Source organism: Marinovum sedimenti (genome assembly GCF_054052205.1).
Map to the genome: position 1 here is coordinate 689,914 of NZ_CM133223.1, position 14,068 is coordinate 703,981.

General features: G+C 60.8%; 12 protein-coding genes. 4 read left to right on the top strand and 8 right to left on the bottom strand.

All coding sequences use genetic code 11. From position 1 onward, the window contains the following. Window positions 1-11 precede the first annotated feature (11 nt). Window positions 12-1,112, bottom strand: coding sequence for a DUF6902 family protein (locus ACW9UO_RS03340; RefSeq protein WP_457087570.1), 1,101 nt, complete (start codon window positions 1,110-1,112; stop codon window positions 12-14). A gap of 62 nt (window positions 1,113-1,174) precedes the next feature. Beyond that, window positions 1,175-1,348, bottom strand: a complete 174-nt coding sequence (locus tag ACW9UO_RS03345; protein WP_457087571.1) for a hypothetical protein — start codon at window positions 1,346-1,348, stop codon at window positions 1,175-1,177. 298 nt (window positions 1,349-1,646) lie between these two features. Between ACW9UO_RS03345 and xth the strand changes: the two genes are divergently transcribed. Beyond that, window positions 1,647-2,429: an exodeoxyribonuclease III gene (xth, locus tag ACW9UO_RS03350; protein ID WP_457087572.1), complete on the top strand. Its 783-nt coding sequence runs from the start codon at window positions 1,647-1,649 to the stop codon at window positions 2,427-2,429. Window positions 2,430-2,455: 26 nt separating this feature from the next. Here xth and ACW9UO_RS03355 read toward each other — a convergent pair whose 3' ends face one another. Then, window positions 2,456-3,559: a HupE/UreJ family protein gene (locus ACW9UO_RS03355; protein ID WP_457087573.1), complete on the bottom strand. Its 1,104-nt coding sequence runs from the start codon at window positions 3,557-3,559 to the stop codon at window positions 2,456-2,458. Window positions 3,560-3,665: 106 nt separating this feature from the next. Between ACW9UO_RS03355 and ACW9UO_RS03360 the strand changes: the two genes are divergently transcribed. The 3 genes from ACW9UO_RS03360 (at window position 3,666) to ACW9UO_RS03370 (ending at window position 6,292) form a co-directional block, all read left to right on the top strand. Beyond that, on the top strand, window positions 3,666-4,553 hold the full coding sequence (locus tag ACW9UO_RS03360) for a PfkB family carbohydrate kinase (RefSeq protein WP_457087574.1): 888 nt from the start codon (window positions 3,666-3,668) through the stop codon (window positions 4,551-4,553). Beyond that, a complete protein-coding gene (locus ACW9UO_RS03365; protein ID WP_457087575.1) occupies window positions 4,546-5,460 on the top strand; it encodes a pseudouridine-5'-phosphate glycosidase in 915 nt (304 codons plus the stop codon). Before ACW9UO_RS03360 ends, ACW9UO_RS03365 begins: the two co-directional genes overlap by 8 nt. Before the next feature lie 97 nt (window positions 5,461-5,557). Continuing rightward, entirely contained in the window at window positions 5,558-6,292 is a 735-nt protein-coding gene (locus ACW9UO_RS03370; RefSeq protein ID WP_457087576.1) for a DUF502 domain-containing protein, read from the top strand. 78 nt (window positions 6,293-6,370) lie between these two features. On the opposite strand, the gene cynS is transcribed toward ACW9UO_RS03370, so the two are convergent. The 5 genes from cynS to ACW9UO_RS03395 all read right to left on the bottom strand — a co-directional run bounded on the left by cynS (window position 6,371) and on the right by ACW9UO_RS03395 (window position 13,932). Continuing rightward, window positions 6,371-6,832, bottom strand: a complete 462-nt coding sequence (gene cynS / locus ACW9UO_RS03375; RefSeq protein ID WP_457087577.1) for a cyanase — start codon at window positions 6,830-6,832, stop codon at window positions 6,371-6,373. Between the two features lie 24 nt (window positions 6,833-6,856). After that, complete coding sequence (locus ACW9UO_RS03380; RefSeq protein ID WP_457087578.1) at window positions 6,857-8,584, bottom strand: protein kinase domain-containing protein; 1,728 nt, start codon at window positions 8,582-8,584, stop codon at window positions 6,857-6,859. Between the two features lie 69 nt (window positions 8,585-8,653). Beyond that, on the bottom strand, window positions 8,654-9,493 hold the full coding sequence (locus ACW9UO_RS03385; RefSeq protein ID WP_457087579.1) for a formate/nitrite transporter family protein: 840 nt from the start codon (window positions 9,491-9,493) through the stop codon (window positions 8,654-8,656). A 402-nt stretch (window positions 9,494-9,895) separates the two neighbouring features. Next, window positions 9,896-13,408 carry a transcription-repair coupling factor gene (gene mfd / locus ACW9UO_RS03390; RefSeq protein ID WP_457087580.1) on the bottom strand — a complete coding sequence of 1,171 codons (3,513 nt, stop codon included), beginning with the start codon at window positions 13,406-13,408 and terminating at the stop codon, window positions 9,896-9,898. 32 nt (window positions 13,409-13,440) lie between these two features. Next, complete coding sequence (locus tag ACW9UO_RS03395; RefSeq protein ID WP_457088595.1) at window positions 13,441-13,932, bottom strand: component of SufBCD complex; 492 nt, start codon at window positions 13,930-13,932, stop codon at window positions 13,441-13,443. Window positions 13,933-14,068: the final 136 nt, after the last annotated feature.

Genomic DNA, 14,068 nt, shown 5'->3' on the forward strand with positions numbered 1-14,068 from the left:
CAATGCTCCCATCAGGCGCTCACCTGCTGGGCGCGGGCAAAATCTTCGAAGAATGCGTCAAAATGCCCGGTCGAGGCCTCGGCTTGGTGCAACTGCTCGCGGGCAGGATCGCTCAACTGCCCGTCGATCACGCCGCGCATCGCATCCCAGGCATCGCTGCGGCTGGTGCCCATGCGAAAAAGCTGAACCGAGATTTCGCGCAAAGCGGCGGATTTGGCGCGCGGCCGGTGAAACATCAGCCGCCCCTCGCCTGTGCCGCGGCCGGTTGGCACTTGGGCAAAAAGGGTTTCGCCCTTTGCCCCGGCAAGCCAAGATCCGGTGAGATACTCATGATAGGCATCTGCCACGGGGCGCTGTGCGCCCGCGTCACCCATTGCCTCAGAAATCTCAACTTCATTCATCTTCAAATTGACCCAATTTTCCCAAATCAGCGAAGGGTTGAATCCTGCATACCGCATTGCGACACAAATCTCAGCAAGAAGATCCATGTTCCCGTCAAGAAAAGCCAAAAGACCTGCGTTCTCGAGTGATCGCAGCACATTTGGCCCAAGACCGGGGTCTTTCCTGCCATATTCTGATAGGTAGAATACGATATGGGTCAGTTCGAAGGCAGCCTTTTTGTTGGGCAATGCAAAGCGATCTGGACGCGAAATGAAGTCACGCAGACGCGCTTCAGCAGCACCATTGTCACGTAGCGGGTCAAATCCGCGCCGTTTCATCAGGCGATTGGCTTCGAGGCGCTGGATATCCGAGGTTTCGCCGCCGGCCAGATCCTGTCGGACGACCCAGGCGCACATCGATTCGGCTGTCTCGCCCTGCATCCCGAGGGCTTCGAGATCGAGGGTCAGAGACAGGATGAACCGATAGTATTGCGGAAAGAACGCTAGTTTTTCACGGGCATTTTCGTAAAATTCGCAGAACGGTTCCAGCAAGGTTGCTGGAATGTCCTGATCGGTATTTTCAAGGATGTTCAGCAGTTCGGCGTTTTCTTTCAGCCAGAACACATCCTCGGGGCCACGCCGATGGCGGGCAAAAGTCTGGATCAACGTGCCTGCACGTGCGGCGCGCCGTTCCTGGGGGCCGGGCACATTCAAATAAACGACGTTTGACATGACTTGGTCCTTCGAAGTGCATCAAATGTGCCCGGTCCGGGCGTTTCAGCGTGACGCGGCGATTAGGACGCGCACATCATCGCTTGAACCTGGTCCCCATCAAACATGTCGGTGCCGTCGTCGATCGACGCGCACATCATGGTGTGAACGTGGTCACCGGTCGCGATTTCGGTCGCTTCGATGGTGCGTTCTTGGGTTTGGGTTTCGTTAAAGGTTTCTTGAACAAGTGCGAGCATGGTCGTCTCCAGGTTGGAAGGTTTCTACTCCCCTAGAGTTCTCTGCCCATCCGAGCATTTCAAATGTTATTTCAACTACAGCTTGTGGATAACTAAGTTATCCACACTAAATATGGTATCTATATACCTGCGCAAATTATAAAAAAAACGATCCGCACAAATTTTACCCGTCGCTAAAAATCCCCCTAAAAAAGCGGGTTGCACGATGATTTTAACCCGAATCGTTAAAAACTCTTCTATTTTTTCCGCTTGTCCCTCTGTTGATCAAAAGGGTACGTCCGAACAAAGGGAGACCAGCATGAAGATTGCCACGTTCAATATTAATGGCGTTAAGGCGCGTGTTGGCGCGCTGACGGACTGGCTTGCGGATGCCAAACCCGACGTCGCGGTGCTTCAGGAAATCAAGTCGGTCGACGAAGGGTTCCCGCGCGAACACTTCGAAGACATGGGCTATAATGTTGAAACCCATGGCCAAAAGGGCTTCAACGGCGTGGCGCTGCTCTCGCGGTTTCCGCTTGAGGATGTCACCCGCGGGTTGCCCGGCGATGACAGTGACGAACAGGCGCGATGGATCGAGGCGACTGTGGTTGGCGACAGTCACGCGCTAAGAATTTGCGGGCTCTATTTGCCCAACGGCAATCCGGTGCCGGGGCCGAAATATGAATATAAACTTGCCTGGATGGAGCGCTTGTACGACCGCGCGGCGCAATTAATCGCCGACGAATCACATGCACTTATTACGGGTGACTTTAATATCATCCCACAATCAGAAGATGCGGCAAACCCCGCCGACTGGAAAGAAGACGCGCTTTTCCTGCCGCAAAGCCGGGCTGCGTATCGTCGGATCCTTAACCTTGGCTTTACCGAAGCCTTCCGCGCGCGCACGCAACAGGGCGGTCACTATTCGTTTTGGGATTATCAGGCCGGGTCCTGGCAGCGCAACAATGGCATACGGATCGACCACTTCCTGCTAACGCCGGAATGCGCCGATCTGATGCAGGATTGCCAGATCGACGCGGCGGTGCGTGGCGGCGAAAAGCCATCGGATCACGTTCCGGTTTGGGTCGATCTCGCCGCCTGAGAGACCGTTGTTGGACGGGTGTCGCCTCAGATCACCCGCTCGACAAACCAATAGGCCCCGACCAGCGCAATCACCACCGAGGCGGGCACCGCGATGTAGGGCCGATAGAACTCCTTGCGTCCAAACCACAGCCCCACCGCCAGAAACGCGATGGCGATCACCGTCAGCTGGCCCAGTTCGACCCCAACGTTAAAGCCCAGCAGCGCCGGGATGAACTGCCCTTCCGGCAGGCCAAACTCGCCCAGCACACTGGCAAAGCCCAAGCCGTGCAACAGCCCGAAGCCGAACACCACCACCGGCCGCCAGGCGTGCATCTTGGGCGAGAAGATGTTCTCTACCGCGACATAGACAATCGAGGCCGCGATGATCGGCTCAACGATGCTGCCCGGGATCGTGACGATGCCAAAAGCGCCAAGCGCGAGGGTTACGGTATGGGCTGCGGTAAAGGCCGTCACCTGCCACAACAGCGGCCGAAGTCGGGCACTGAGGAAGAACAGCCCGAGCACAAACAGGATATGGTCCAGCCCCTTGGGCAGAATGTGGTCAAACCCGACGGGGATGTAATCGGCAAACACCGAGAGGCCGGATTGCGGCGCGCTGCCGCCCGGTTGGATCGCGTCGCTGGTGCCACCGCCTTCGATAATCCCGGTATAGCCGCTCTCAACCCCCATCTGGCGCAGCACCAGCGTGCCATAGCCATCGGGCCAGTTCAGCACCAGTGGTGCTGCGCTATTGGCCAGAGTGGCGCGCAACGACAGCTGGCTTTCGCGGGCGAATTCGACATTGGCGATGGGGCCGATTTCGATGCCAGTGACCTCAAGCGTCACCGGCGTGCCGCCGTTTTCAAGGGTAAGGCTGCGGGCGATAGACTCGGCCACCGGAGCCATGCGGGTGGCCAACGCGTCGGGTGACAAAGCGCGCAGGGAGTCATAAGCGTCAGAGCGTTCGGTGGTGTCGGTGTCTTCCAGCCCGTCCAAGTCGATGCCCGCGGCAAAAGCCTCGGCGTTCAGACGCAGATCGAGGGTCACAGCCCCCTCTGCCACCGTCAAATCGGCAATGGTTGGCATCACCTCATGCGCCGCACTTGAGCCCGCCCAAAGAAGCAGTATCGCTGCCAGAACCCGTCTCATCCCGTCACTCCTCGTTAATCACGTCGCGAACAATGCCCCGATGTCCGCGACTTGCAACCTGAAGCTACGGCTTGCAGTGAAAAAAGTTTCAGGCCACAAGCAGGTTATGGCGGATGTATTATGCATAGGATCGGTGCTTTGGGACGTGATCGGGCGATCGGCCTCGGTCATGCGCCAAGGGTCGGATGTGCCCGGCCGGATCACCCAGATTCCCGGCGGCGTGGCGCTTAATATCGCGATGACTTTGGTGCGCTTTGGCATGCGCCCCGCGTTGCTCAGCGCGGTGGGCCGCGATGTGATGGGCGACGTGCTGATCCAAGAATGCGAGGGCATGGGGCTGGAGTGCGGCCACATTTACCGCTCGGATGATCTGCCAACCGACCGCTATATGGCGGTCGAGGGCGCAAACGGGCTGATCGCGGCGATTGCTGATGCGCATTCCTTGGAAGCGGCGGATGACAAGATCCTGCGGCCCCTGATCGATGGCCGTCTGGGCACGGCTTCGGCGCCGTACCGCGGGCTGATCGCGCTTGATGGCAATCTGACCGAGCATCTCTTGGGCCGGATCTCACGCGATCCTGCGTTTGAGGCTGCCGACCTGCGGGTTGCGCCGGCGTCGCCCGGCAAGGCCGAGCGCCTGCTGCCGTTTATCGCGCGGCCCCGCGCGGTGCTTTACGTCAACCGCGAAGAAGCCGGCATTCTGTGCCAGACCGAATTCAAAGACGCCCCCAGCGCCGCCGAAGGGCTGGTCGCGCGGGGTGCACGGCGTGCTTTGGTCACTGATGGTGGCGGGGCCTGCGCCGATGCCTGCGCCGATGGCCTTGTGGCCGAATGCCCGCCCCCGGTGCTTGTCACACGGGTGACAGGCGCGGGCGATACCTTTATGGCGGCGCATATGGCCGCCGAAGCTGCGGGCGATGACCGCGCAACCGCCCTTAACCGCGCCCTGCGCGCCGCTGCAAGATATGTCTCCGGAGAAACCCCGCATGATTGAGATCCTTTATTCCGCTGAAGTCAGCAAGGCCCGCGCCGAGCGCAAACCCATCGTGGCGCTGGAAAGCACCATCATCACCCACGGGATGCCCTGGCCGCAAAACCTTGAGATGGCGCGCGGCGTCGAGGATGTGATCCGCGAAAACGGTGCCACTCCGGCCACCATCGCGGTGATCGACGGGCAGCTGTGCATCGGGCTTGACGATGCCAAGCTTGAGAAACTGGCGCAAACCCGTGGCGCGGCCAAACTATCGCGCGCCGATATGGCCGCCTGCATGGCGACCGGCGGCACCGGGGCGACCACTGTTGCCGCCACTATGATCGCTGCGGCCAAGGCCGGCATCGGCGTCTTTGCCACCGGCGGCATCGGCGGCGTGCATCGCGGCGCCGAGCAAAGCTTTGACATCTCGGCCGATCTTCAGGAACTTAGCCGCACCGGCGTGACGGTGGTGGCCGCAGGTGCCAAAGCAATCCTCGATCTGTCGAAAACGCTGGAGGTGCTCGAAACCCTTGGCGTGCCGGTGATTGCCTACGGTCAGAAAGCCTTTCCCGCATTCTGGTCGCGCAGCTCGGCGTATAATGCGCCCTTGCGGATGGACGACGCCGAAACGATTGCCCGCGCCCAGCTTGCGCGCGCGGCCCTTGGCATTTCGGGTGGTCAACTGGTGGCCAATCCGATCCCGGTCGAGGCGGAAATCCCCCGCTCTGAAATCGACCCGGTGATTGCCCGCGCGCTGGCCGATGCCGAGACCCACCGGATCGGCGGCAAGGATGTAACGCCCTACCTGCTGCAACGGATCTTTGAGCTGACCGAGGGCCGCTCGCTGACCTCGAATATCGCGCTGGTCCGCAACAACGCGCGCCTCGGTGCCGAGATTGCCTGCGCGCTCACCAAATTATCCGAATAAAGCCGCATATCGCTGGATATCGCTGGGCGTGCCATTGTGGTTCAACAGGTTAATGCCTAGCTTGACCACGGGGAAAAGCACTGGGACCAAGACCTGAATGACCACGCCATTTGACGACGACCCCAAGAGCCGGCAACGGCCGGGATGGGTGGCGGGCTTTCGCGCGTCCTTTCTAACCGGAATCGTGGTGATTGCGCCGGTCGGGCTGACCGTCTGGCTGATCTGGACAGTGATCGGCTGGGTCGATGGCTTTGTGTGGCCGTTTGTGCCCAACGCCTATCAGCCCGAAGAGCTGCTCAACCGGTTTTTGGGCACCCGCGACCCGTCTGACCCCGATTGGATAAGCGTCAACGTGCGCGGCGTTGGCGTTATCGTCTTCTTGCTGTTCACGCTGTTTGTCGGCTGGATCGCCAAGGGGCTGATTGGCCGCTCGATGGTGCGTTTCGCCGAAAGTCTGGTGGAACGAGTGCCGGTGGTGCGGTCGATCTATTCCGGCGTCAAACAGATCGCAGAAACCGTCTTTAACCAAGAGGACCGCTCGTTCGAGAAGGCCTGCCTGATCCAGTATCCGCGCAAGGGCATCTGGGCGATTGGCTTTATCTCGACCACTGCCAAGGGCGAGATTGCGCGGCGGGCGGAAACCGGCGGGCGGCTGATTTCGGTGTTTGTGCCCACAACGCCCAACCCGACCTCGGGCTTTTTGCTGTTCTTCCCCGAGGAAGACGTGATCGAGCTGGATATGACGGTGGAAGCGGCGGCGAAACTGGTGATCTCGGCTGGGTTGGTCTATCCCAACGGCGACGATCCGACCAAACCCGCCAAGCGTAAGTAACGCACCCTGCCCCTGCGCGTATCGGCGCGCGGGCGGTTCAGGCCAAGTCCCCGGCCTGAACCCTATATCGCTATGTATTTACCAAGCGTTATACGACAGATACTTGCCGGACATCTCAACCTTTACGCGGTCGCCCTTGGGGTTTTCGACCCGCGTGATCTGCATATCGAAATCGATGGCCGACATGATGCCGTCGCCAAATTTCTCTTGGATCAGCGCCTTGAGCGTCGGGCCATAAACGCCAACAATCTCGTAAAAGCGATAGATGCAGGGGTCGGTCGGCACCGCCTGTTCCCAAACCTTGGTCGGGCTTTCCTGCAAGACCGCAGTCGCCTCTGGCGGTAAGGCCAGCGCCGTGACCAATGCCTGCGCTTTGTCGGCGGGCATGGCGTTCATGCCCATCGCGGCCGAGTGGGTCCAGACCGGCGACATATCGATGCTGTCGGCGATGCCTTCCCATGTCAGGCCAGCTTGTTTCTTGGCGCCGAGGATCATCGCAGTGACGTCTTCGCGGGTCATATGGGTTGGGATCATGTCCATGTGGGGTCCTTTCTGAGGGGGTGTTTATCGGGTGACAAGAAGCGCAAAGACCGCCGCCGCCAGAGCAGCCGACACCGTCTGCCAGAACAGCACCGGGTTGCGGGTGGCGAGCGGCCTGCGGGTGCGCGCGGCGGGGCCTTTGGGCGGCGCACTTAGCGCAGCGTCGAGTTCGGAAAGCGCGGCAAAGCGCTGGTTGGCATTCGGGTGAACCGCGCGGCGCAGAACGTCATCAATCCAATAAGGCACGCTGTTGGCGCCATCCGCCGCAAGGCGATATTTAAGCCGCGCGCGGTCCCGCCGGTTGCCGACCCGCGCCGCATCTGCACCGTAGGGCAAGCGGCCGGTCAACATCTCGTACAGGATGACGCCAAGCGAGAATTGATCGGACCACGGCCCAACCGGATCGCCAACGAAATACTCGGGCGCGGTGTATTGCAGGGTGCCAAGGATGGCGGTGTCTTCTTCGGCGCGGGTCTCTTCAATCCCGGCCACACGGGTCGAGCCAAGATCGAGGATCTTGACCGTGCCATCGCTGTCAATCATCAGGTTTTCGGGCCGAAAATCCTGATGCAGCATGTCCTTGCGGTGAAACGCCCGCAACCCGCGGATCATCTGGCTGGCAATGGCGCTGACCTCGGCCATCGTGGGCGCGGGGGTGTTGCGCATCCACTGGCGCAGGGTCTGGCCTTCGATGAACTCCGTCACCACATACAGCCCCGAGCGGGTCTCGGGCATCGCCACCGCCTTGACCACATGCGGCGAGGACAGCCGCCGCGCGATCCACTCTTCCATCAGAAACATGCGGATGTAATTCGGGTCTGACCGGATCTCGGTCGCGGGCACTTTGAACGCGACTTTCTGGCCGCTCGGGGCAATCGCCAGAAAGATATGGCTGCGGTTGTTGGAATGGATCGGGCGCACGATGCGAAAGCCGTCAATCGTATCGCCGGGGTTTGGCATCGCCAGCACCGGCAGCGCCGCATCACTGTCAGCGGGCGAATGGGCCCCGCCGGGCAACGCGTCGATCCGCACGATCTGCACCGTGAGGTTGTCGGGGCTGCCAGCGGCAAGCGCCTGATCGGCGATGGTGGCCGCCGCCGCATCAAGGCTGTCGGCAGAGGTGATCGCGGCGACCACATCGCCGGGGGTCCAGTGGTCGTGGATGCCATCGGTCGTTAGCAAAAACACATCGCCCGCGCTCAACCGCAGTTTGCGGTGATCGACATTGACGGCGCGGTCCAGCCCCATCGCGCGGCTTAACTGGGTGTCACTGGCAGAGATCCGGGTGACATGATCCTGGGTCAGCGGCTCAAGCGAGGTGCCCGCCACCCGCCAGATCCGGCTGTCCCCGACATGAAACAGATGCGCGAAATGCCCCTTGAGGATCAGCGCCGAGAGCGTGCAGACGTGGCCAAGATCGGGGCTGTCATGCAGCGCGCGCCGGTTGATGCCATAAAGCCAGGCGTTGGTGGCCGAAATCACATTGCAGGCGGCGGTCTTGACCTCCCAAGCGTCAGAGGTGCCGTAATATTCGGTCAAAAGGCTTTTGACGGCGGTCTCGGCGGCTTCGCGGCTGACCTGACTGCTGGAAATCCCGTCGGCGACGGCAAGTGCGATGCCTTTGAGCCGCAGCGCGCTGCCACTGGGGATCATCGCGCCGAAAAAATCCTGATTTTGCGGTTTGCGACCCGCACGGGAATGCTGGCCGAGCGTGACGGTCAAAGCGTCTTGAACCAGATCATCTTTGGGCACAGGCATCCCCTTATCGACGTAAAATGCAAAGGCCGCGCATTGCTTGCGCGGCCCAGATTTAAGCGCTGATCACTCAGCCGCCACACCGGCGCTGTCGGTTTTGATCGCGCGCGACGGGCTGGTTTTGTAATGCGTGGTGTAAAGCATCGCGCCAACAAAGGTCAGACCGCCGACAAGATTGCCAACAACAGTCGGGATCTCGTTATACATCAGGTAGTCGCCCCAGGTGAAATCCGCGCCCAACAACAGGCCGATGGGGAACAGGAACATGTTCACGATCGAGTGCTCGAACCCCATGTAAAAGAAGATCAGGATCGGCATCCACATCGCCATGATCTTGCCCGACGTCGACGTCGACATCATCGCGGCCACAACGCCGGTCGACACCATCCAGTTGCACATCACGGCGCGGACAAACAGCGTGAGCATCCCGCCCGCACCGGCCTCGGCATAGCCCACGGTGCGCGAATGGCCGATGTCCATCAGCTTCTGACCAACCGCGTTCGGCTCAAGCGAAAAGCCCATCGTGAGGATGATCGCCATAAAGATCGCGGTGGTCATCGCACCGGCAAAGTTGCCCACAAACACGAGGCCCCAGTTGCGCAAAAGCGCCTTGCCATCCACGCCCGGGCGTTTGTCAAACCACGCCAGCGGCACCAAGGTGAACACGCCGGTCAGCAGGTCGAACCCAAGCAGATAAAGCGTACAAAACCCCACCGGGAACAACAGCGCGCCCACCAAAAAGCTGCCGGTGTTGACGGTGACCGTGACGGCAAAAGCCGCCGCCAGCGCAAGGATGGCCCCCGCCATATACGCGCGGATCAGGGTATCTTTCGTGGACATCAGCGCCTTTTTGGCACCGGCATCAACCATTTGCGCCGAGAATTCGGCTGGAGTGACATAGGACATAACGATTCCTTCAGGAGATCAGATATAGGAAATGGGGTGACGCGCGCGCGAACCGCGGCGGGCTGCACAGACGAAATCGAACCGGTCGGGTTCGTGGTTCGCAACGCCGTTGCTGCGATCTGCTCCGGTATGGGCCGCCGTGGTCGCTGTGGCCGCGGTTGCCCCTGTGCCGGATGGTCGGGCCAAAGCGGCCCAGTGCACCTTCATTGAGTACCAGATCAGGTAACGGCGTAATCCGCGCAGCTGTCAACGTGGCGTTGGCGGCAAGGCCGGGCCTCCATGCTGCATCGCAGCAATCGCGCAAAATATCAGCATATTTCGACCCTGACGGGCGATTACCGGGCAGAATGCGTGCGCGCCAAGCCTGGCGCGACGCAGGGTGTTACCGGTGTGAAAGAATGCTCAGGCCTTGGCCTTAGCCTTGGCCTTCTTGCGCTTCTTTTCAGCCACGACCTTCTCGGCCAGATCACGCGCAATGCCGAAGGCACCTTTGATCTTGTCGGTGTCGCTGTTCCATTCGCGGCGAATGACAATCTTGTTGTCTTTGACCTTGGCCATGCCGCGCTGGTCCTTGATGAAATCCACCAAACCTTGCGGCGAGGCGAATTTGTCATTGTGGAACTGGATCGTCGCGCCTTTCGGCCCGCCGTCAAGTTTGGCAATCCCGGCGCGTTTGCACATCGCCTTGATCCGCACCACCAGCAGCAAGGTGTTGACCTCTTTCGGCAGCTTGCCAAACCGGTCGATCAACTCGGCGGCAAAACCTTCGAGTTCGACCTTGGTGGTCAGTTCCGACAGACGACGATACAGGCCAAGCCGCACATCGAGATCGGGCACAAAGTCGGCCGGGATCAGCACCGGCACGCCAAGGTTAATCTGCGGTGCCCACTGATCATCCGTCTCCGAAAGGCCCTCCATCTCGCCCGAGCGGATCTTGGCAATCGCCTCCTCGAGCATCGACTGATAGAGCTCATAGCCCACATCACGCATCTGGCCGGATTGCTCTTCGCCAAGCAGGTTGCCGGCGCCACGAATATCAAGGTCTTGCGAGGCCAGCGTAAAGCCCGCGCCAAGCGTATCGAGGCTGCCCAATACCCGCAGGCGTTTTTCGGCGGTGTCGGTCAGTTTGGCGCGCGGTTTGGTGGTCAGATAGGCATAAGCGCGGGTCTTCGAGCGGCCCACCCTGCCCCGGATCTGATAGAGCTGCGACAGGCCAAACATATCGGCACGGTGCACCACCATCGTATTGGCGGTCGGGATATCAAGGCCGCTTTCGACAATCGTGGTTGCGAGCAAAACATCGTATTTGCCGTCGTAAAACGCGTTCATCCGGTCATCAAGCTCGCCCGCCGCCATCTGCCCGTGCGCCACGACATAGGAAATCTCGGGCATCTGGGTTTTCAGGAAATCCTCGATCTCGGGCAGATCCTTGATGCGCGGCACGACATAGAAACTCTGGCCGCCGCGATAATGTTCGCGCAACAGCGCCTCGCGGATGGTGATCGCGTCAAACTCGCTGACGTAGGTGCGGATCGCGAGCCGGTCGACCGGCGGCGTGCCGATGATTGACAGATCGCGCACGCCCGACAGCGACAGTTGCAGCGTCCGGGGAATTGGCGTCGCGGTTAGCGTCAGCACGTGAATGTCGGTGCGCAACTGCTTGAGCCGCTCTTTGTGGCTGACGCCAAAATGTTGCTCTTCGTCGATGATCAACAGGCCAAGGTTCTGAAACTTCACCGATTTAGCCAGCAAAGCATGAGTGCCAATTACGATATCAGCCGTGCCTTTGCTGATGCCCTCGCGGGTCAGCTGCGCATCGCGGGCGGTCACAAAGCGCGATAGCGGACGCACTTGGATCGGAAAGCCACGGAACCGCTCGGCAAAGCTCTTGTAGTGCTGCCGCGCAAGCAGCGTTGTCGGCGCGACGATTGCCACCTGCATGCCCGACATCGCGGCGACAAAGGCGGCGCGCATCGCCACCTCGGTCTTGCCAAAGCCCACGTCGCCACAGATCAGCCGGTCCATCGGTTGGCCGGAATGCATGTCGTCCATCACATCGCCAATGGCGCGCAGCTGGTCGTCGGTTTCCTCATAGGGGAACCGCGCGCTGAAATCCTCATAGGCACCATGCGGCGGGTCCATTATGGGCGCTTTGCGCAGAGCACGCTCGGCCGCGACGCGGATCAGCCGTTCGGCCATCTCGCGGATGCGTTCCTTGAGCTTGGCCTTCTTGGCCTGCCACGCACCACCGCCGAGCTTGTCGAGTAGCCCCGCGTCATGGCCATATTTCGACAGCAGTTCAATGTTCTCAACCGGCAGGTAAAGCTTTGACGCCTCAGCGTATTCCAGCGTTAGACATTCATGCGCCGCGCCCGCTGCCGTGACCACCTCAAGCCCCAGATAGCGGCCAATGCCGTGATCGACATGCACCACCAGATCACCGGGCGAGAGCGATTGCGTCTCGGTCAGGAAATTCTCGGCCCGGCGCTTTTTCTTGGTCGAGCGGATCAGGCGGTCGCCCAGAACGTCCTGTTCCGAGATGACCGTCATCACCGTTTTATCACGGGATGCTGTTCCACCTGCCGCAGCCAGAGGCCCGGCGAAACCATGCTCCAGCGCCCAAACCGCCAGATACAGCCCGCGTTTGCCAACCCCGCGCGCGTCCTTGACATGTATCGTCTCGGCCAGCCCTTCGTCTTCGATCAGCCCCGAAAGCCGCTCGCGCGCGCCCTCGGAATACGACGCGATAACCACCGGCCCCTCGACCATGCGGTCTTTGACATGGCTCGCCAAGGCCCCGAAAAGGCTTATACTTTCCTGCTGGCGTTCGGGGGCAAAGTTGCGCCCGATCCGCCCGCCGGCATCCGCAACACCCGGACCAGTGGCCTGCGGCAGCGGATGGAATTGCAACACTCTGCGCCCGGCAACGGCCTGTTCCCAGGCGGCATCGTCAAGATAGAGCGTCTCGGGCGGCGCGGGTTTGTAAACCGTGTCCATCCGCGATTTCTGGCTCATCGCGATCTTGCGGGTCTGGTATTGATCGTCGATCATCTCCCACCGCGACAGCCGCGACGGGGTGATCTGGTCATCCTGGGTGATCGTCGCTTTGGGCAGATAATCGAACAGGGTTTCCAGCCGATCGTGGAAAAACCCGAGCCAATGCTCGGATCCCTGATGTTTGCGCCCGGCGCTGATCGCCTCATACAGCGGATCGTCGCTGCCCGCCGCGCCAAACTCGATGCGGTAATTCTGGCGGAACCGCGTGATCGCCGCCTCATCGAGGATAACCTCAGAGACCGGGGCCAATTCGACCAGATCAAGCTTTTCCGTTGTGCGCTGCGACACCGGATCAAACCGCCGTGCGCCATCAAGCGTATCACCAAACAGGTCAAGCCGCACCGGCCCGCCATCGCCCGGCGGGAAGATATCGATGATCCCGCCGCGCACCGCGTAATCGCCGGGCTCGAGCACTGTTGGTGCCTGCACAAACCCCATCCGGACGAGGAATTGACGCAGGCCCTTTTCATCAACCCGGCTGCCGACACGCGCGGTAAAGGCCGCCTCGCGCAGCACCTCGCGGGCCGGGATTTTCTGCGTCGCGGCGGCCAATGTCGTCAGCAAGACGAACTGTTTGGGCATACCGTGCACCAGCCCCGCCAGCGTCGCCATCCGCGCGGCGGAAATGTCGGCATTGGGCGACACCCGGTCATAGGGCAGGCAATCCCAGGCCGGGAAGGTCAGCACCGGCATCTCGGGCGCAAAGAACGAAAACGCCGCCTGCATCGCCGCAAGCCGCTTGTCATCGCGGGCGATGTGCAGCACCGGGCCGTCGCTGCGCGCGACTTCTTCGAGGATCAGGCGGGCGTCAAAGCCCTCGGGTGCGCCGCCAATGATGCGGGAATGAGGATCGGACATGGGCACTCAAATGGGCCAGCCGCCCGCAGAGGTCAATGGCCGAGCACCTGAACCGAGAAATTCTGGTACATCCCCCACATCGCGGTGACGAAAATCGACAGCACGCCGATCACCTGCACATAGAACCGGTGGCGCAAAAGCCGCTTGCGCAGCGCCTCGCCGGTCAGCTGTTGCTCGACGATCAGCCGCGAGGTGCTGAGGCTGAGCAATCCGACAAGGCTCATCGGGAACACCAGCAAAAACACCGCCTGCGCGAATTCCACCCAATAGTAAAACGCCAGCATCGCCAGCCCGCTGAGCAGAAAGCAGCCAAACCCCAACAGCCAAAGCCCCGCGACCCCGCCGATATAAAGCAAACGCGCGGTGTAGATCCGCACCACCTCTTCGAGGTCATGCTGCGCCTGCCCGCCATGTTTGCGCGCATGGGCCACCATATCGAACGGCACACCCAGCACCCAATGGCTCGCCGTCGCCCACATCACCGCAAGCGCGATCCAGAACCACAGGTTGGAAAAGGAACGCATGTCGATGTGTTCGAAAATGACGAGTTGCAGGTCGTTCACCGGAAGCTCCTGATGGGGGCGATGTCCGGTGTCCTTATCGCAGCCGCTGCGCGCTTGCCAGAGCCGACGGTGCGATGGGTGCCACGGCACGCTTCGG

Bases quoted from the DNA above. Each gene is read 5' to 3' on its own strand.
- ACW9UO_RS03340 (WP_457087570.1), bottom strand. From the start codon at position 1,112: ATGTCAAACGTCGTTTATTTGAATGTGCCCGGCCCCCAGGAACGGCGC.
- ACW9UO_RS03345 (WP_457087571.1), bottom strand. From the start codon at position 1,348: ATGCTCGCACTTGTTCAAGAAACCTTTAACGAAACCCAAACCCAAGAA.
- xth (WP_457087572.1), top strand. From the start codon at position 1,647: ATGAAGATTGCCACGTTCAATATTAATGGCGTTAAGGCGCGTGTTGGC.
- ACW9UO_RS03355 (WP_457087573.1), bottom strand. From the start codon at position 3,559: ATGAGACGGGTTCTGGCAGCGATACTGCTTCTTTGGGCGGGCTCAAGT.
- ACW9UO_RS03360 (WP_457087574.1), top strand. From the start codon at position 3,666: ATGGCGGATGTATTATGCATAGGATCGGTGCTTTGGGACGTGATCGGG.
- ACW9UO_RS03365 (WP_457087575.1), top strand. From the start codon at position 4,546: ATGATTGAGATCCTTTATTCCGCTGAAGTCAGCAAGGCCCGCGCCGAG.
- ACW9UO_RS03370 (WP_457087576.1), top strand. From the start codon at position 5,558: ATGACCACGCCATTTGACGACGACCCCAAGAGCCGGCAACGGCCGGGA.
- cynS (WP_457087577.1), bottom strand. From the start codon at position 6,832: ATGGACATGATCCCAACCCATATGACCCGCGAAGACGTCACTGCGATG.
- ACW9UO_RS03385 (WP_457087579.1), bottom strand. From the start codon at position 9,493: ATGTCCTATGTCACTCCAGCCGAATTCTCGGCGCAAATGGTTGATGCC.
- mfd (WP_457087580.1), bottom strand. From the start codon at position 13,408: ATGTCCGATCCTCATTCCCGCATCATTGGCGGCGCACCCGAGGGCTTT.
- ACW9UO_RS03395 (WP_457088595.1), bottom strand. From the start codon at position 13,932: ATGCGTTCCTTTTCCAACCTGTGGTTCTGGATCGCGCTTGCGGTGATG.